Origin of the sequence: Parasphingorhabdus sp. (assembly GCF_048269915.1) — a bacterium.
Classification (GTDB): domain Bacteria; phylum Pseudomonadota; class Alphaproteobacteria; order Sphingomonadales; family Sphingomonadaceae; genus Parasphingorhabdus.
On sequence record NZ_JBLWTY010000007.1, the window covers coordinates 83,709 to 102,334 of the forward strand.

At 56.4% G+C, this 18,626-nt stretch carries 16 protein-coding genes; 11 read left to right on the top strand and 5 right to left on the bottom strand.

Going from position 1 to position 18,626, the window contains the following annotated elements; translation table 11 throughout:
* Position 1 precedes the first annotated feature (1 nt).
* The gene (locus ACN0WX_RS13865) at positions 2-967 is read right to left on the bottom strand and encodes a hypothetical protein (RefSeq protein ID WP_417622936.1); all 966 of its coding nucleotides are present in this window, start codon (positions 965-967) and stop codon (positions 2-4) included.
* 223 nt (positions 968-1,190) lie between these two features.
* Between ACN0WX_RS13865 and ACN0WX_RS13870 the strand changes: the two genes are divergently transcribed.
* Positions 1,191-2,516, top strand: coding sequence for a serine/threonine protein kinase (locus tag ACN0WX_RS13870; RefSeq protein ID WP_417622937.1), 1,326 nt, complete (start codon positions 1,191-1,193; stop codon positions 2,514-2,516).
* A complete protein-coding gene (locus tag ACN0WX_RS13875) occupies positions 2,513-3,223 on the top strand; it encodes a PP2C family protein-serine/threonine phosphatase (protein ID WP_417622938.1) in 711 nt (236 codons plus the stop codon). Before ACN0WX_RS13870 ends, ACN0WX_RS13875 begins: the two co-directional genes overlap by 4 nt.
* Before the next feature lie 80 nt (positions 3,224-3,303).
* On the opposite strand, the gene ACN0WX_RS13880 is transcribed toward ACN0WX_RS13875, so the two are convergent.
* Positions 3,304-3,672, bottom strand: coding sequence for a hypothetical protein (locus ACN0WX_RS13880; protein ID WP_417622939.1), 369 nt, complete (start codon positions 3,670-3,672; stop codon positions 3,304-3,306).
* A 338-nt stretch (positions 3,673-4,010) separates the two neighbouring features.
* Here ACN0WX_RS13880 and ACN0WX_RS13885 point away from each other — a divergent pair, with 338 nt between their 5' ends.
* A complete protein-coding gene (locus tag ACN0WX_RS13885) occupies positions 4,011-4,451 on the top strand; it encodes an ester cyclase (RefSeq protein WP_417622940.1) in 441 nt (146 codons plus the stop codon).
* A 39-nt stretch (positions 4,452-4,490) separates the two neighbouring features.
* Here ACN0WX_RS13885 and ACN0WX_RS13890 read toward each other — a convergent pair whose 3' ends face one another.
* Positions 4,491-5,117: a GNAT family N-acetyltransferase gene (locus ACN0WX_RS13890; protein WP_417622941.1), complete on the bottom strand. Its 627-nt coding sequence runs from the start codon at positions 5,115-5,117 to the stop codon at positions 4,491-4,493.
* 287 nt (positions 5,118-5,404) lie between these two features.
* Here ACN0WX_RS13890 and ACN0WX_RS13895 point away from each other — a divergent pair, with 287 nt between their 5' ends.
* The 6 genes from ACN0WX_RS13895 (at position 5,405) to ACN0WX_RS13920 (ending at position 14,970) form a co-directional block, all read left to right on the top strand.
* Positions 5,405-8,422, top strand: coding sequence for a TonB-dependent receptor domain-containing protein (locus tag ACN0WX_RS13895; RefSeq protein ID WP_417622942.1), 3,018 nt, complete (start codon positions 5,405-5,407; stop codon positions 8,420-8,422).
* A gap of 59 nt (positions 8,423-8,481) precedes the next feature.
* A complete protein-coding gene (locus tag ACN0WX_RS13900) occupies positions 8,482-9,702 on the top strand; it encodes a M14-type cytosolic carboxypeptidase (RefSeq protein WP_417622943.1) in 1,221 nt (406 codons plus the stop codon).
* Positions 9,703-9,950: 248 nt separating this feature from the next.
* Positions 9,951-11,495: a flavin-containing monooxygenase gene (locus ACN0WX_RS13905; protein ID WP_417622944.1), complete on the top strand. Its 1,545-nt coding sequence runs from the start codon at positions 9,951-9,953 to the stop codon at positions 11,493-11,495.
* A 94-nt stretch (positions 11,496-11,589) separates the two neighbouring features.
* Positions 11,590-11,922: a PilZ domain-containing protein gene (locus ACN0WX_RS13910; RefSeq protein ID WP_417622945.1), complete on the top strand. Its 333-nt coding sequence runs from the start codon at positions 11,590-11,592 to the stop codon at positions 11,920-11,922.
* A 78-nt stretch (positions 11,923-12,000) separates the two neighbouring features.
* Positions 12,001-13,515, top strand: a complete 1,515-nt coding sequence (locus ACN0WX_RS13915; RefSeq protein WP_417622946.1) for a flavin-containing monooxygenase — start codon at positions 12,001-12,003, stop codon at positions 13,513-13,515.
* 39 nt (positions 13,516-13,554) lie between these two features.
* Entirely contained in the window at positions 13,555-14,970 is a 1,416-nt protein-coding gene (locus ACN0WX_RS13920; RefSeq protein ID WP_417622947.1) for a leucyl aminopeptidase family protein, read from the top strand.
* A 49-nt stretch (positions 14,971-15,019) separates the two neighbouring features.
* Here the strand turns inward: ACN0WX_RS13920 and ACN0WX_RS13925 are convergent, their stop codons facing one another.
* Complete coding sequence (locus tag ACN0WX_RS13925) at positions 15,020-15,442, bottom strand: TonB family protein (RefSeq protein WP_417622948.1); 423 nt, start codon at positions 15,440-15,442, stop codon at positions 15,020-15,022.
* A 419-nt stretch (positions 15,443-15,861) separates the two neighbouring features.
* Here ACN0WX_RS13925 and ACN0WX_RS13930 point away from each other — a divergent pair, with 419 nt between their 5' ends.
* Together ACN0WX_RS13930 and argC are read left to right on the top strand one after the other, a co-directional pair.
* Positions 15,862-16,788 carry an NlpC/P60 family protein gene (locus ACN0WX_RS13930; protein WP_417622949.1) on the top strand — a complete coding sequence of 309 codons (927 nt, stop codon included), beginning with the start codon at positions 15,862-15,864 and terminating at the stop codon, positions 16,786-16,788.
* 8 nt (positions 16,789-16,796) lie between these two features.
* A complete protein-coding gene (gene argC, locus ACN0WX_RS13935; RefSeq protein WP_417622950.1) occupies positions 16,797-17,726 on the top strand; it encodes an N-acetyl-gamma-glutamyl-phosphate reductase in 930 nt (309 codons plus the stop codon).
* Between the two features lie 6 nt (positions 17,727-17,732).
* Here argC and lepB read toward each other — a convergent pair whose 3' ends face one another.
* Positions 17,733-18,599, bottom strand: a complete 867-nt coding sequence (gene lepB / locus ACN0WX_RS13940; RefSeq protein ID WP_417622976.1) for a signal peptidase I — start codon at positions 18,597-18,599, stop codon at positions 17,733-17,735.
* Positions 18,600-18,626 lie beyond the last annotated feature (27 nt).

Genomic DNA, 18,626 nt, shown 5'->3' on the forward strand with positions numbered 1-18,626 from the left:
GTTATAGATATTTTTCCCGAACCATCCCCGCGCCGATCGCCTCGGCCACGGTGGCGCAGGGGTAGATGCGTTCGATCATGTCATCGTCGCTGGTTCCCGTCGGCCGGATGACCAGATCCGGCGTGTGGCGCTGCATCTGTTCCACTTCTCTCGGTGTCATCCGGTAATAGTCGGGCGGGTCGTCCTGATCGGGCCAGCTGACCGCATGAAATTCCAGCTCTGGCTCGGGTTCCGGTTCGTGCTCCGGTTCCGGGCGCGGTTCCCGCTCCGCCGCCCGGGCCAGTGCTGCCGCTTCCTGCATCGCCCGTTCCTCCTCGGTCGGGGTGGCGATCAGCGGGGCGGTGTCCTCTCCCGCGCCGATGGCCGCCAGCATATCGGCAAAGCGCGCGGCGCCGCGTTGCGCCGGGATATCCGCCGCGATCTTGTCGAGCCGGGCGAGATGGGCGAGCAGCAGCCGCGCGTCATGGCGCCGCCGCGTCGCGACCACCTCGCCATGATAGAAAATCTCTTCCTCAATCCCCTCGATGGCGCGCTCCTGCAGGGCGTCCTGCGCTTCCTCCCGCGCCAGCACCAGCGCCGCCAGCCAGGCCCGGGCAAAATCCCGGTCGCGGCGCTTCAGATCATAGGCGGTCTGCCGCGACCGCTGCACATAGTGGGCCGCCGCCCCGACATTGCCGGTGCGGGCGAGGGTTTCGAGGAATTTCACGCGGATTTCGGGGAGCCAGCCATCGTGGCGGGTTGTGGGGGAGGGGACTTCGTCATCCTGAACTCGTTTCAGGACCTCGTGCCTCTCACGCCGATCTTCCGGTGCACCCGCGAGAGGTCCTGAAATAAATTCAGGATGACGTTTCTCACTCTCGTCCGTTCGCCCTGAGTCCTGAGCTTGTCGAAGGATCGAAGGGTCATCACCCGTTACCCCATCCTGCACCACCCGCAAGCGATGAACAAATTCATCCTGAAATGTCATAGGGTTTACTCCGTGTAAGTAACCATCCCGACCGCAGCGCAGTGGTGCAGCGGGTTAGGTATGGTTTGTTAAATGGAGACAATATAACCTATATGGTGTGTTGTAGGAAAGGGAGCTTTGAAGCGAAAATGGATGTCATCCGATGGATGTTTGATTCACTACCGATCTGCACTAAACGTGAAAGAAAAGTCGGTCGCCATTGTTGCTACTTTGGAGAAATGAAATGGTGCTTACCTATAAAGAAAACTTAGGTTCTGGAGGGTTTGGGACGGTTGATTTGGTGGTTGATGAAAATGGAAACGAGTTTGCCCGAAAAACTTTTTCCATCAATCAGCCGATGGCACCTGAACTCGTTCCAAACGTTAGGAAACGATTTGTTCGTGAAGCAAGATACCAATCGGGTGTGAACCATCGAAATATTGTGCCCATAGTTGATCACAACTTAGAAGGTGACGCGCCCTTCTATCTGATGCCTGTGGCTTTATCGACGTTGGAAAAGGACCTAGCCGAAGATCCCCAACTAAATGGGGGTTTTCGATTGGCCTTAGCAGATATTATCTCGGGACTAGAGGAATTGCATTCACTCGATATGTATCACAGGGACCTGAAGCCTCAGAATGTACTGAGATTTCTAGACGCAAATGGTGATCGAGTTTACTATGCAATTAGTGATTTTGGTTTTGTTTCGATGAATGACTCAAGTTTGTCCAAGCTGACTGTCACGGGAATGGCGAAAGGTACTGATTACTATACAGCTCCTGAAATTACAAAAGACCTTAGAGAAGCATCAGCACAATCCGATATATTCTCTTTGGGGTGCATTTTGCATGATATGGTAGGGATTGATCCAAGAGTACCATGCAATGAAATAAGAGAAGAAGGCGATTTTGGAGCCCTCCTTTTAAATTGTACCCGAGCGAAGCCGAACAGAAGGTTCAAGAGCGTCGGCGCTGTGAGGGACGTGCTAGTCTCAATTGACCCTGAGGCGGGCGCTATTGAAAATGACCAAGCAGTAAGTCTTGCTGAACTTCTCGATTCGGGTGAAGATTTGACCAAGAGTCAGATCACGCAAGCGGCCAACTTTTTGGAAGACAATTTAGATAAGGCTGATGGAATTGTTTTGCTTAGAAAGATTTCGATGAATCACATCGAACAATTTCAGGCGGAAAACCTGTCTGCTTGCAAGCGTATCGGTTTATTATATGCGGAATGGGTAACGGAAGGGACATTCGATTTCGATTTTTGTGACGTTCTCGTAAACAGATTGAACGCCTTCATGGCTGATGATTCTTTGGAATTGAGAGCGGAGTGTTTGATGGCTATGCTTAAAATGGGTACCTCTCACAATCGGTGGTATGTTGAGCGGACCTTTTATGGAAAATGTAAGGAAAATATGGAGGATGGTCTGGCAAAAAGACTGGCTGTCGAATTTAGAGCAAGGGGCAAAGCAGTTTGTGCTATGATTCAGCATTTGGAGCTTTCAATTTCGGCTGATCGAAGTCTTTTTCACCCTCTAATTGCCAAGGCAATAGATGAGACTTGCGGGTGAATATAAACTTAGCATCAATTTCGGAAAGTGGGCCTAGACCCAAAAATGAAGACTCAATTTTGGCGGAGTCTTTTGAAGACGGAGTGACGGTTATCGCTGTTGCTGATGGGCTGGGTGGACACTTCGATGGATCTCTTGCTTCCAATATCGCAACCCGTTTTTTACGAGATAAAATTTTAGCAGGGCATACTGAAAGTTTGGCCGAAGTCTTTCAAAATATACACGATGAAATACTGAGTCATCAAAACGGTACAAATGAATCATTTCAAATGGCCACCACTTTAACAGCTGCTGTTATCAAGGATAACAAGATGTACGGCGCACATTGTGGAGATACGAGATGTACTTTGCTACGAGGAAATGGCGGTCGAAAACTCACAACTGAGCATACCGAAGCTCAAAGATTGTTTGAGTCAGGCAAGCTATCAAAAAACGAATTACAGAATTATCCTAGGAAAAATATCCTACATAGTGCTCTTGGCGGAAAGTCGACACCTCGAATTGATACCTTCGATTTTGATCTAGAGTCGGGGGATAGGATTTTTATTTCTTCCGACGGCTTTCATGAAATCATTCGGTTACGAGAGCTAATTCTGTTGGTGAATGGTACGAATGACGTGAATAAGATTATTTCGGATCTAAAAAGTGAATTGAATCATCGGGAAATTGAGGACAATTTTAGTTTAGTCGTTGCTGCAGTATCCTAGTACTTCTCTGCGGAGTGAGATCTAAGCTGCGGTGACAGATGCAGTTGGCCCCCTCTCCGTCACGGAAGATGGTGAAGACCTCACCCCAACCCCGTAACCCCCATCAAGCAACCCACAAACCCATAGCCCAGCACCGCATAAACCCCCGCCCGGAACCACGGATAGGGGATGCGCGCCTTGTCGGGATAGCCGATCGGGTGGACGACGGTCAGCCGCTCGCCGATTACCGGGGTCGGGAAGGGCGTGGTCAGCGGGTCGCGGACCTCGATAAAGCCGCCGCGTTCGTCGGGCACCAGCAATATCGCATTATACAGCGTCGCGCCGCCGCGCCGCCGGATCTGGTGGCGGACAATCTGCGCCGGCACGCGGCGGGTGCCGCCGCGGATGTACAGCAGATCGCTGCGCAGCATCAGCGCGAGGCCTGTTGCGGCGAGGGCTAGGCCGATCAAGAGGAAGATTGTTTCGATGACGGGGCGCTATCACAGGTTTTCGGCGGTGTTAAGTGGGTGGTTTCCCTCTCCCTTCGGGGAGAGGGTTGAGGAGACTTGGCAGCTTGCTGCCTAGTCGTAGCTGGGTGAGGGTGTACTGAACCATGGTGGCAGAGCAGCCGACCAGCGGAACGGCCTCATCCAACTGCGCCTAATCCTTCGGATAAGGCTGCGTATCCTTCTCCCTCACGGGAGAAGGGGCGCTGCTTTCGGTCGGCGGGGACATTGCATCGGGCCAAGTCTTTGACATTATCGGCGCTTGCGCTAAGCCAGCGCCAAATATTTTGGGAGAGACGATGATGACTGACAGGCTTCGCGAGCGCCGGCTGGCGCTGCTGGATGAACATTTTGCCTCGGAAGTCGAGCAGGCGTTTGACCGGACCCTGGCGACATTTGCCGACACGCCGCGCTACGAGATCATCCCGACCGGGCAGGTCCACGAAGGGGCGGAAGAAGTGCTGGCCTATCACCGCGCCCAGCGCACGGCCTTTCCCGACCAGCGCCATGAAAATGTCCGCTTCCACGTCTCCGACAGAGACAGCATCGTCGCCGAATTTGACCTGCTGGGGACCAATCTCGGCGAATTTGCCGGCAGCCCGGCGACTGGCAAGGCCTTTCGCGTGCCGACGATTGCGGTGTTTTTCTTCGACGGCGAATTGCTGGTCAACGAACGCGTCTATCTCGATACCGCGAGCATGTTGCGGCAGATTGACCGGATGGACCTGCTGCCGGGCGTCTAGCGGTTTTCAGGCGGGTTGCTGCAGCCGGACAAAGTCGGTTCAGCCGCCGTGTTTGGCTTGCCACTCCGCCTGCGAAACTTCCCAGACCAGCGAGGGACGGGTGGTGCCGTCGGCGCGCTGGCTGGTGATTTCGCCCTTGCGGGTGAAACCGAGCCCGTCGAGCAGATGGGCGGTGCGGTGATTGTCGAGCGAGGCGGTCTCGCAGATCCGGTCGAGGCCGAGGCCGTCGAACATCCAGCCGAAACTCTGCCGCGCGCCCTCGACCCCGCGCCTTTGCCCCTGGCGGTCGGGATGAAGCGCGCCGCCGAGCTCGCCCGCGGCCCAGTGCGGCCAGATGCAGATATCGCTATAGCCGGCAATCCGGCCCTGTTCATCAAGCGTGAGGAACAGCAGCCCGGTGCCCCTTTCGCGCTGCGCCTGGTGGTCGGCGATAAAGCCGCGCACCGACTCCACGGTCAGCGGGCGGGGCAAAGTATAGATGGGCGCGTGGATCTGCGGGTCGCTGAGAAATTCGTGCAGCGGCGCGGCGTCCGCTTCCGTGGCGAGGCGCGATGAGTCGCTGTCCGGGCCGAGGGATGTGGCGCCGGCGACCGCGGCCCGGATCGCGGCGGCCCGCTCGTCCGGGACCGGGTTGCGGGTGATCGGGATGGTCTTTTTTGCTGTCATTCCGCAGGGTTACTATATTTTCGGCGGGGATGCCATGGCCGGGATTGTCCCGGAAAAGGCGCCGGAATCCGGTTTTCCCACTGTATCTAATTAGTCACAATTTCGCTGGAAACGTATGGCGGTTTTCCGAATCACGATTGACGAATTGACAAAACCGGCCACTCTGGCCGCCAGTTTTCCGAAATGGCGCACAGGGGTGTTCGCGCAAATCGGCGGCTGCATATCTAAAATTTGCATATTGTTTCGTTCTGCTTGTTTTCTGTTTTTTTCATACGGGGGGTTAAGTTATGTCTGGAATCCGAAATGCCTGCGCGCTCCTGCTGGGGACGTCCGCGCTGATCAGCGCCACTAGCGTTTTCGCTCAAACCACTGATGCTCCGGCGCAAGATGACCAGATCATCGTCGTTACCGGTTCCCAGATCCAGGGTGCCAAGATCAATGACGTCCTGCCTGTCACCGTGCTCGACGAATATGCCATCGAGGCGACAGGCGCGGCTTCCGGCGAAGAGCTTTTCACCGCTATCCCGCAAGTCGGAACGACCGCCTTCAACGAACAGAATACCACCGGCGGCGTCAATGGCGCGCGCGGTGATATCGCATCGATCAATCTGCGTGATCTCGGCACCGGCAACACGCTGATGCTGATCAACGGCCGCCGGATGAACCTCCACCCCGGCTTCCAGACCGAGCTGCTGGTTCCCGTGGTATCCCCGGATACCAATGAAATCGCGCCGGGCAGCGTCAAGCGACTGGAAATATTGCGCGATGGTGCGTCCGCTGTTTACGGTGCCGATGCGGTTGCCGGGGTGATCAACACGATTTTGAAGGGCAATATGACCGGCGGCTTCCTTGAGGCCGACTGGCGCGCTTCGGATGGCACGAGCCTGTACAGCACGAGCATTTCCGGTGGCTATGGTTTTGATTTTGCCGATAGCCGCGCCAACCTGACCGTCTACGGCGGCTATTTTCATGAAAATGGCGCACCGGTCACGATCCGTGACTATGCCGCTTATGACGATCGCCGCCGTCTGCTGGAGGGCACGCCGTTTGAGGATGATGCCTCGTTCAACAACCGCTCGACCAGTTCTCCCTTTGGCCAGTTTGATATTCAGGCACCCGCTTCCCGGACGCCGATCGGGGATGACGATTTCTATCTGCAGCCCTCGACCTTTCCGGGTTGCCGGATGGATTTTGGCGGCGGTATCTGCGCCCGCAACGGCACCACGCCGACCACCGACGTACGCTATAATACCAATTTCGGTGTCGACCTGTTTTCGCGCAAGGACCGGTATAATGCTGCCGCGCTGTTCAACTATGATTTGAGCGATGCAGTCCAATTCTATCTCGAGGGCAGCTATTACCGTTCGGAAAGTCGCCGGGCCAACGAAGCTTCGGCGCTGTTGTCGGCTGTCCCCGTGGGGATTTCGCGGACCGCTTATTATAACCCCTTCGGGCCGGTCGGCAGCCCGAATCGCTTGCCCGGCACCACCATTGCTGCGGGTGGAGCGGACGTGATCATGGAACGCATGCGTTTCGTGGATGTCGGCACGCGCGACGTGTCAGTCACCAAGGACAGCTACCGCCTGGTTGCCGGCTTCAAGGGCAATCTGGGCGAGTGGGATTTTGACACCGGCTTTGTCTATTCCCAGGCGAACAGCACCGACCTGACGCGCGGCCGGATATCGCTGACCAAGTTGCAGGATGTGATCAACCGCACGACACCCGATGCCTATAATCCGTTCAACGGCGGCTGTCTGGATGACCCGAATAATGGCGACTGCACACCCAATCCGCAAAGCGTGATTGATGATATAACCATCGATGTGTTCCGCAAGGGCGAGACGACCCTGGCACTGGCTGATTTCAAAGTGTCGCGCGACGATCTCTTCACCCTGCCAGGCGGCGATGTCGGCATTGCCACCGGGATCGAATTCCGCCGCGAGACCTTTCGCGATGATCGCGATCCCCGGCTCGACGGTACGATCACCTTCACCGACAGCGTGACCGGTGATTTCAATGGCAGCGACGTCGTCGGTTCCAGCCCGTCTCCGGACACCAGTGGTCGCCGCGATGTCTATTCGGCTTTTGCCGAGGCCTTTATTCCGCTGGTTTCGGAGGATATGAATATTCCGCTGATTCGGGACCTGAATGTCCAGATCGCCGGCCGGATGGAACATTTCAAGGATATTGACGAAACCACCGTGGTTCCCCGGGCCGCGGCCTCGTGGACACCGGTGCAGGGCATATTGTTCCGCGGTGCGTGGTCAAAGGGTTTCCGCGCTCCCAACCTGGTGCAGGTCAATGATGCCGGCACCACCCGCTCCAACACCCGCGATGATTTTGTCGTCTGTCAGGCACAGGTCGAAAAAGGCATAATCGCCGATCTCGGTTCGTGCAGCGGTTCCGGCACGGTCAGCTTCCGTTCGGGCACCGACGCGCTGAATCCGGAAAAGACCCAGAGCATCAATCTGGGCGTCGTGCTGGAACCCGAATTCATCCCCGGGCTGACGCTGACCGCCGACTATTGGCACATCAAGCAAAAAGGCATTGTCGGGGTTTTCGGTGATGACAATGCGATCGCCCTGGACCTGTTGCGCCGTCTGAATGGCGGCACCAATCCCAACGTGATCCGCGAGGCACCGGATGCCGATGCGATCGCCCTGTTCACCGGGACCAGCCTGGCTCCGGCGGGCAGCATCATTCAGGTGCTCGATCCCTATTTGAACCTTGATAGCCGGGTTTCGAAAGGCTGGGATTTTGGATTTTTCTATAATGTTCCTGATTTCGGCATTGGGGATATCCGTCTCCGGCTCAACGCCGCGCGGCTCAAATCCTTTGTCCAGTCAGCCGGGCCGGAAGGCCAGGAATTGCTGGATGCCATAGCCGCAGGCACTTTGCCGGCCGATGTGGCAGTCGGCGGGCTTGGCGAGTTGCTGGAAATCGAGGGGCGCCCAAAATGGCGGCTCAGCGGTTCGATGGGCTGGAGCAGCGGTCCGGTTGATGTAACCCTGTTCGGCAAATATATCGGCAAGGTCTATGACACCAGCGTGACTCGCGATGATCCCATCATATCCGATAATCCGAACGCCAATTTCTATGTCGTGAGCGACCAGTTCACGATGAATGCGTCGGTCAGCTACACGATTGACAATGATACCGCGTTGAGCGGAACCAGGCTCAAGTTCGGTATCAACAACCTGTTCAACGAAGATCCGCCGCTGGCCGATGAAAGCTATGGCTATTTCAGCGAATTGCACAGCGCGCGTGGTCGGCAGTTTGTCGTCGAACTGCGCAAGAAATTCTGAGCACCGGCAGCGGGATGATGGCTTGCTATTGTCTCGCTGCTGATCAACAGGATTAGCACATGACTTCTGGTATCCGTTTCTTTCTGCTTGTCACAATCATCGCGCTGGGCGGTTGCGCAAAAACGGTCGAGATTGCCCCCGCTCTCCATGGACCTTTCCGTTGCGAGAACGCCAATGTGGCGCTCGACACCGATTTTGCCGCTGGCAATATCGAATCCTGCCAGGCAGTCGAGGATAGCGGTCTGGCGATTGCGATCGCGCCGGAAGATGCGCCGCCGATCAATTGCAGTGCCTGGTATGCTTTCCGCCTGACCCCCCGCAAAGCCGGTCGGCAGACCGTGGATTTGCAATATCAGCATTGCGGCCACCGCTATTGGCCCAAGATCAGCAGCGACGGAGAAAACTGGACCCGTGTCCCGGATGACGCCGTGGAGATTGGGGAGGTCGATGGTGTCAGGCAGGCCCGGATCATCCTCGATCTGGGCAAGGAACCGGTGTTCGTCGCTGGACAGGAAATCATTTCCACTGCGGATTATACGCGATGGATAGACGAGTTGTCCCAGTCTCCCCTCGTCGACGCGCGGTTACTGGGGCAATCGGCGGAAGGGCGCGATATCCCGGCATTGACGATCGCAGCGCCGAAAAGCACGGCTCGCGAAAAAATTGTATTGATCGGTCGCCAGCATCCACCGGAAGTCACTGGCGCGCTGGTGATGATGCCGTTTGTCGAAACCCTGCTTGCAGGCGATCCGCTAGCTCAGCGATTTCGGGCCCGTTTTACCACAATCGTCGTTCCGGTGCTCAATCCCGACGGCGTCGATCGCGGTTATTGGCGGCACAATATCGGCAGCACCGATCTAAACCGCGACTGGGGACCATTTGCGCAACCGGAAACGAGATTGATGGACAATCTGCTGAGCGGTATCGCTGCAGCACCGGACGAACAGTTGCGGCTGTTTGTGGATTTCCATTCCACCCAATATGATATTTTTTACACCATTCCCGACGATTTTCCGACCAGTCCGCCCCTGTTCCTGAAAAAATGGCTCGACCGGCTCCAGCAACGGATGCCGGACTATCCGGTTAACCGGGACGCCAATCACAACCTGCTGCAGGATAATTCCAAAAATTATGTTCACAAAACCTATGGCGTGCCCACGATGACATTTGAAGTCGGAGACGAAACCGACCGCCAGTTCATCATCAAACTGGCGCGAGAGGCAGCACGGACAATGATGGAGACGCTACTTGCCACGGAAGAAAATGCAGAAGCCGAATAAGGCGAATTTCGCGGTGATGCAGCATCTTAAGTAACGCCGCCGCCCAATATTTTGTCAGCCGCACCGCGCGCGAAAGCCCGCCTTGCGCAATTCTACGGTCTTTTGAGGGATATTTCTTACCGTTTGTGCAGCAAATTCTGGCACCACTTGTGCCCCAATCGGCCCCGCTCCTTAACTGCCCAGTTAAATTGCCAATTGCAACTCGTCTTCGCGGATGGCATAATGCCTGAAAAGCTGGGAGAGACGGCATGCCTATGAATAACGCGCCTGCACAAGGGCTACAGAGCAGTGACGCTGCAATCGAATCGGTCGATGTCCTGATCGTCGGGGCCGGGATATCGGGCATCGGTATGGCGGTCCATTTGCGGGACAAATGTCCGGGCAAGAGCTTTGCGATTGTCGAGCGTCGCGAGGAAATTGGTGGAACGTGGAACCTGTTTCAATATCCCGGTATCCGCAGCGACAGCGACATGCACACCCTGGGCTTCAAGTTTGAGCCATGGACCGAGCAGAAGGCGATTGCCGACGGCCCGTCGATCATGAAATATCTCCATCGGATCAAGACCAAGCATGATCTGGAAAAGCATATTCATTTCGGTCACAAGGTGCTGTCTGCCAGCTGGTCGAGCGAGGATGCGCGCTGGACGGTAACCGCAGAGAAATCCGACGGGTCGCAGGTCATCATGCACGCCAATTTCGTCTATATGGGCGCGGGCTATTATGATTATGACAATCCCTATGACGCACAGATAGAGGGGCTTGCCAATTTCAAGGGCGAAGTCGTTCACCCGCAATTCTGGCCCAAGGATCTGGACTATACTGGCAAAAAAGTGGTGGTCATCGGCAGCGGTGCAACGGCGGTAACGATCCTGCCGGTTATGGCGGAAAAGGCCAGTCATGTTACCATGTTGCAGCGGACGCCGACCTGGTATTTCGCCCGCCCGGCGAAGGACTGGCTGGCCAATTTCCTGCGCAAGATCATGCCTGAAATGTGGGCCTACAAGATCATCCGCAAGAAAAATGTATGGATGCAGGACATCAGTTACCGCACCGCGCGCGACAATCCACAGAAGGTCATCAACAAGCTCGAAAAGCCGCTCAAGAAAGAACTGGGCGACAAATATGTGAAGGAGGATTTCACGCCGCCTTACGGCCCGTGGGAGCAGCGGCTGTGCCTGGTCCCCGACAGCGACATGTTCAAGGCGATTGCCGCGGGCACGGCGGACCTGAAAACCGGCCATATTGATTCGGTGACGGAGAAGGGCATCAAGCTGAAATCCGGCGAGACACTCGATGCGGATATCATCGTCACCGCGACTGGACTGAAAATGGCGGTCGCCGGCAAGGTCGCATTCGCGGTGGATGGCAAGCCGGTTCACTGGCCCGATCATTATTATTACAAGGGCTGTATGTTCTCCGACATCCCCAATCTCGCAATCGTGTTCGGCTATCTCAACGCCAGCTGGACGCTCAAGGCGGATATCGTCTCGGAATATACCTGCCGTGTGCTCAATCATATGGACGCGACATCGACGCGGATTGCCAATCCGGTACTCGGCAAAGAGCTGGAACAGGAAGAATTGTTCGACTTTTCCTCCGGCTATATCCAGCGGGCAATCAGCGAATTGCCGCGCAACAGCACCGCGATGCCGTGGAAGCTCAACCAGGATTATCTTTTCGACAAGAAGGTTCTGCTCAATGATCCGGTCGATGACGGGGTGATCCGCTTTTACGGTCCGAATTCGCAGGAAGCGGCTGATGAAGGCGAGCCGGCTCTCGAGGCGGCCGAATAATCCTGCCAAGTCAATCCCTTGCAGGTATTATGCGATGGTTTGATTAACTGTTTGTTGACTAGAATTTGCTACTTTCTCCGGCGAGGAGTTAGTGATGGCCTATATGAATTCGCAATATCGCGCGGTGCAGTCGGCGTTGATTGACCAACGCGAGGTGTATCGTCACCCCGTTCAGATTCAGCCAGCGGCTATCCGCGAACATGGCAAAACGGCCAAGGCGGGCAAATTGATCGATGTGTCGATCTATGGCTGCAGAGTGGCCTGCGATGCACAATTTGACGAGGGTGTCCGCGTCTGGTTGCGTTTCGAAGGCAGCAGCCCGGTGTCGGCGACCGCAATGTGGTGCAAGGATGGTCATATCGGCTGCCGCTTTGACGAAACACTCGACCATGGGCTGTTCCGTTCGCTCACCCTGATCAGCGAATAGCCCGCCAAAAAAACTCCAACAAACCGCAGCCAAATCCCTTCTCTTGCCAATTGACATTTATGTCAGTAAGGGGTGGATATGGAAAATGAGATTCTTGATGTCCTGATTGTTGGTGCCGGTCTGTCCGGTATCGGCGCGGCGGTTCACCTGACCAAGCGTTGCCCCGGCAAAAGCTTTGCCATTGTCGAGGGGCGCGATCGACTAGGCGGGACCTGGGACCTGTTTCGCTATCCCGGCATCCGGTCGGACAGCGACATGTACACATTGGGCTATAATTTCAAACCCTGGACCGCGCGCAAGGCTATTGCCGATGCGCCGTCGATCCTCAATTATCTGGACGAAACCGTTGCCGAATATGATTTGGCTGACAAGATTCGTTTCAACCGCAAGGTCGTCGAAGCAAGCTGGTCCAGCGAAGAGGCTCTATGGACGGTTCGTGTGGACCATGGCGATGGCTCGAACAGCACGATCAAGTGTAATTTCCTGCATATGTGTTCGGGCTATTATAGCTATGACGAGGGCCATAACCCTGACTTTCCCGGCAAGGCGGATTTTGAGGGACGGATTGTGCACCCGCAATTCTGGCCCGATGATCTCGACTATACCGGCAAGAAAGTGGTTGTTATCGGCAGCGGCGCGACAGCGGTAACCCTGATCCCCTCGATGGCGGAAAGCGCAGCCCATGTCACCATGTTGCAGCGCTCCCCGACCTATATCGTATCGCGGCCGGGAGAGGATAAATGGGCGCTGCGGTTGCGGAAATTCCTGCCCGGCAAGCTGGCCTATCTCCTGACCCGCTGGAAAAATGTGCTGCTGGGGCTGTTCATGTTCAACCTGGCGCGCAAGAAGCCGGCGGAGTTCAAGGGCCGGTTGCTTGAGATGGTGAAGGAGGAAATGGGGCCGGATGTCGACATGGCCCACTATACCCCGACCTATAATCCATGGGATCAGCGGCTGTGTCTGGTGCCGGACAGCGATCTGTTTGAATCGATTAAATCGGGCAAGGCGTCTATCGTAACCGACCATATTGATAGCTTCACAAAGGATGGCATCAAACTGAAGTCCGGCCAAATGCTTGAGGCGGATGTCATCGTCACTGCTACGGGCCTGAAAATGATCACCGGCGGTAGCGCGGCGATTTCGGTGGATGGCCAGCCAGTGAATTTTGGCGAAAAAATCAACTATAAGGGCGTGATGTTCTCCGGCATCCCCAATTTCGGGATGACAATGGGCTATACCAATGCCAGCTGGACACTGAAGGCTGACCTGACCAGCGAATATGTCTGTCGTCTGATCAATTTCATGGACAGGAACGGTACGCCCATCGCAACCCCGACCTTGCCGGTCGGCGAGTCAATCGGAACCGAACCGATGCTTGATTTCAGCTCGGGCTATGTCCAGCGCGCGATCAAGGATTTGCCGAAACAGGGTGATCGCAAACCGTGGCGACTGAACCAGAACTATCCCAAGGATATCATTAATTTGCGGTATAAGGCTGTCGATGACGGGGTGATGGTCTTCAGCAAGGCCGGTGCTGCGGTGAAGGCTGTTCCGGTGCAACCGGTCGAAGAGCAGGCGATCGCTGCCGAATAGACTCTCGCGCTCTGGCTGATCTCCGGCTATAGCCGTCAAATGACTGATTTTAATGCATTGATCGAGGCCGACACCGGCCAAAGCGCGCGCACTATCCAGATATTGGACGTGAATAATTTTGAAGACTGGCTGAAGGGGCAACCGGACAGCATCCGGGCGATTGTCACCGCCTATCAATTTGTCGCCAATCCCGATTCCTATCTGCTGTTGCCCCCGGTTGGCGGCAAGAGCGATGACAAATCGGTTGCGAGCGACTTTTCGGTTGTCGCCGGTGTGTTGAACAGTGAAAAGCTTGATGCCTGGTCACTGGCCAAGCTGGGCGGCCGATTGCCGGAAGGAACCTATCGTTTGCAAGGGGCAAGCGCAAAGGGCGGGCTGTTCGGATGGCTTATCCCGCAACATGAATTTGACCGTTACAAAGAGCTTCCCAATAAGCAGGGGCCAAGCGTGCTGCTGGTCAAGGACGCCATTGCGCAGAAGGACGAGGCCGTGCGCCAGGCGGAAGCCACTGCGATGGTCCGCGACATGGTCAACATGCCAGCCGCCGATATGGGACCGGACAAGATTGAGGATATTGTCGACCGACTGTCGGAAAAACATGGCGGCGAACTGAAAGTGACGCGCGGTGATACGCTGGAAGAACATTTTCCGATGATCCACGGCGTCGGCAAGGCGGCGATGCGTGCCCATGCGCCGCGCCTGATCGAACTGAAATGGGGCAAGGCCGACCATCCGAAAATTGCGATTGTTGGTAAAGGGGTGACCTTTGACAGCGGCGGGCTCTCGATGAAGTCCCCGGCCGGCATGCTGCTGATGAAAAAGGATATGGGCGGCGCTGCCCATGCCATTGCGCTTGCCCGGATGGTGATGGAAGCCAATTTGCCGGTCCGGCTGCACCTGCTGGTGCCGGCGGTCGAGAATTCTGTAGACGGCCACGCCCTGCGCCCCGGTGACATATTGAAGAGCCGCAAGGGGCTGACTGTCGAGATCACCAATACCGATGCCGAGGGTCGGCTGGTTCTGGGAGATGCGCTGACCCTGGCTGGCGAAGACGAGCCGGAGTTGATCATCGATTTTGCGACATTAACCGGTGCGGCCCGGGTTGCGTTGGGCCCCGATCTGCCCGCCATGTTTTGCGATGACAAAGAAATGGCGGACGGACTTTTGGAGGCTGGCGACGAAGAAAGCGATCCGCTTTGGCATATGCCGCTTTGGTCCGGCTATGATTCCCGCTTGAACAGCCAGATTGCCGATTGCGTGAACAGCGCGCCGGGTTCGTTTGCCGGCTGCATCACCGCGGCTCTGTTCCTGAAGAAATTTGCGCCGGAATCCGTGCCCTGGGCGCATTTCGATACCTTTGCCTGGCGACCGGCGAGCAAGCCGGGACGGCCAAAAGGCGGCGAAGCGCTGGGCCTGCGGGCGAGCTGGCGCTATTTGCAGGGTCGGTACGGGTAGTAGATTGGGCAGTATAGCGGTTGGTTTGCAATTTCCGCCATCAATGGACTCACTCTTCAATTACCCAGCGAACGCTAGATGAATAGACCCCTTCTGTCGGGCGGTCATCGGCATCTAGCGCCGGATAAAATTTTGCTCGAGTCGTTATGGCGCTACAGACCCGCGTATCAAGTTCCTCATATCCACTTGGCTGCGTTATTTTGCACGCATTGACATCACCAAAGGACGAAACAGAAACACGAAATGAGGTGGTCCCTTGGATATCTCCTTGCAGCGCAATGTTAGGGTAATCCTGAGTGAGAACCCAAGTCTGTGGAGGCGTGGCCGGAATTGCGCCTCTCGGACCCCACATCACCGGTTCAGGCAATCGCTTAGCGCCTTCTGAACCAATGCCACCTGTAACCATGTCCCGCAAAAGGGTTGTCCATGCGAGAAAGCCTATAAGGACAACAAACGCAAGTAAAACGGTCATTTTGTGACGAGACTTCATTTTCGGGATATGCTCGTTAGGTTATCCGTTTTCAACAGGGAACTTGGACAACATAGATATTTAGCAGATGACCCAATCCTCACGATGAAATGAGTTCAATCAAGTTCAGACGCAGCAATTCCAAACCTCGCACTTTAGTGACCGCTCCCCACCCAATTGCAGCCACAAAAATGGCCAAACCTGATGTCTGCATTCGGGAACAGTGGTCGTTGGCATTCTCCAGCCTTTTGCCCGTGTCCCTCTCTAACAGCAGAAATTCAACCCAAGGTGCAGCCCAATACCGACACCGCTTGCTTAACCGGCCCGAGGTCGTTTAAAGGCGGCCGATTGTCACAGCTTTGCAATATCGCGCACAAGCGGCAGAGCCGGGCAGTTTATTCGCAAACGAGGTTTCTATACGCATGGATATGAAAGTTGCAGATACGGGCGCGCATGCCAAATTCGTGCTGCACGGTCCCGAGGAGAATTTCGATCCCCGGATCACCGCACATCGCGGTGATCTGGCCGATATTGCGCTGGCCGGCAAGATGTTCGCGCCGCATTATGCGGTACCGATGCCGATGCGCTGTTCTGCGCCCAAGGCGATGATCCGCAAGCATAGCAGCAAGGATCATGAAGCAATTTCCGAATTGCTGCACGGCGAGGATTTTCACGTATTGGATATCGCCGGCGACTGGGCCTGGGGTTATTGCGGCCATGACGGCTATGTCGGCTATGTTCCGGTTCATGCGCTGCAACATCAGAAAAAGACACCGGCGCCGACCCATATGATCTCGGCGCGTGCGGCGCTGATATTTGTCGAACCAGATTTCAAGTCAGGCGTGATCAAGCGGCTGCCGATGGGCGCGAGGATCGCCTGCGGCGAAGCGAGCGAATGCGGCAATTATCTGAAAACCGGCAAGGGCTATGTCCATGTCCGTCATGTCCAGCCGATTGGCACGAAAGTGGTTTTTGACGGCAGCAACGGCACCGCAGCGCTCGCCGAACAGCTGATTGGCGCGCCCTATCTCTGGGGTGGCCGGAGCGGCGACGGCCTGGATTGTTCGGGTCTGATCCAGATGATCCTGATGCTGACCGGCGTTGCGGCACCGCGCGACAGCGATCAGCAACTGGCGGCGCTCGGAGAGGAAATTGCGGAAGGCGAAGATCTGCGGCGCGGCGATCTGGTATTTTTCCCGAACCATGTTGGCCTGATGGTCGACAAGGAGCGGATCATCCATTCCACTTCACACGCGATGCAGGTGGTGATTGAGCCGCTGACCGACACGGTAGCGCGGTTTGCCGAGACATCAGACGAGCCGTTACTGGCTCGCAAACGGTTGTCCTGAGGCCGGCGATGACGAAGACTGTTTTCATTGACGGCGCGGTCGGGACCACCGGACTGGAGATTGCCGAACGGCTTTCCGGGCGGGACGAGTTCGCCATGGTCCGGTTGCCCGACGAACAGCGCAAGGATCTTGCGGCGCGGCGCGAAGCGATCAACGACAGTGACTTTGTCATCCTGTGCCTGCCTGATGATGCCGCGCGCGAAGCGGTCGCGTTGATCGATAATGATCATACGCGTGTTATCGATGCCTCGACCGCGCACCGCATTGCCGATGGCTGGGTTTATGGTTTTGCCGAATTTCGGGACGGCCAGCGGGATGCTATTGCGGCGGCGCGCTTTGTTTCCAACCCGGGCTGCTATCCAACCGGCTTCCTGGCGCTGATCGCACCGTTGATCGGGCAGGGCCTGCTACCAGCGGATTGGCCCTATGTCATGAATGCGGTGTCCGGCTATTCCGGCGGCGGCAAGGCGCTGATCGAACGGTTTGCAAGAGAACCGGAGCTTGGTTTTCGCAGCTATGGTCTCAATCTCGAGCACAAGCATCTGCCGGAAATGAAGCAGCATGCCGGTCTCGCCCATGATGTCATTTTCGCCCCGTCCGTGATCCGCGCCTTTCGCGGGATGCTGGTCGAGATGCCGCTGCATCTCGGGGCGATGGGATCGGTGCGGGCAGATCAACTGCTGGAAAGCCTGACCGCTTTCTATGCCGGATCGCCAATCGTTTCGGTCACCAACGGGGGCGAAATGTCAGAATTGCTGATCAGCGAGGATGACGCGGCCCACGACCGGCTGGAACTCTATGTGTGCGGCAATGCCGGCGGCTATCATGCCCGCCTGATCGCGCGGCTCGACAATCTCGGCAAGGGCGCGGCCGGTGCGGCGGTGCAGAATCTCAATATCATGGCCGGTCTCGACGAGACCGCAGGACTGCGGCTCTAGACAGAATTATTCTGTGGCGGATTCCGCCTTGTCGGGACGCAGGCTGGTGCCGGCCCGCCCGCTGCGGAAAGCGCCGAGCCAGCTCAGCGGATTGAGCGTGGTCGTTCCGTCCAGCGAGAAGGTGATGAATTCCGCCCGCCCGCCGATATTTTCCCACGGGATAGGGCCGCCGAGGCCAAGCGGACTGGCGACCCGGCTGTCGGCGCTGAGATCGCGGTTGTCGCCGAGCAGATAGACATGGCCTTCCGGAATAATCACCGGATCGACATCGTCAGTATATTGCGGGCCGAGATCGATAATATCATAGCTCACGCCATTGGGCAGCGTTTCGCGGACGATTGGCAGGTTGCAAACCGGGTTGCCGGCAGCATCTGTGCCGCGGGCGCCGGGGAATTCATTGGGGTTGCAGGGGGAATTGGCATCGATCGGGACCTGCAGATCGGGCTGCACTTCCTGATTCACACCGACACCGTTGAGAAATACCTGACCGCCGCGCAATTCGATTGTATCTCCGGGCAGGCCGATCACCCGCTTGATATAGTCGCTGCTCTGGTCTCTGGGTGTGAGGATCACGACATCGCCGCGTTCGGGCAGGCTGCCGAACAGCCGGCCTTCCATGCGTGGCAGGATATGGAATGTGGGCGACACCCAGGACCAGCCATAGGCATATTTGCTGACAATCAGCCGATCGCCCACCAGCAGGCCGGGCATCATTGATACCGATGGAATATAGAAGGGCTTGGCGACCAGACTGTGAAACGCAAGAACCGCCAGCAACAGCAGGCCGATGCTCTTGATCTCGCCGATCCAGTCGGTCTTTTCCTTATCCGGTTTTTGGACAGAACCGCTGTTGGCGGCATTTTCTAAAGCCATATTCTTGTCTCTGGTTTCCTGGTCCAT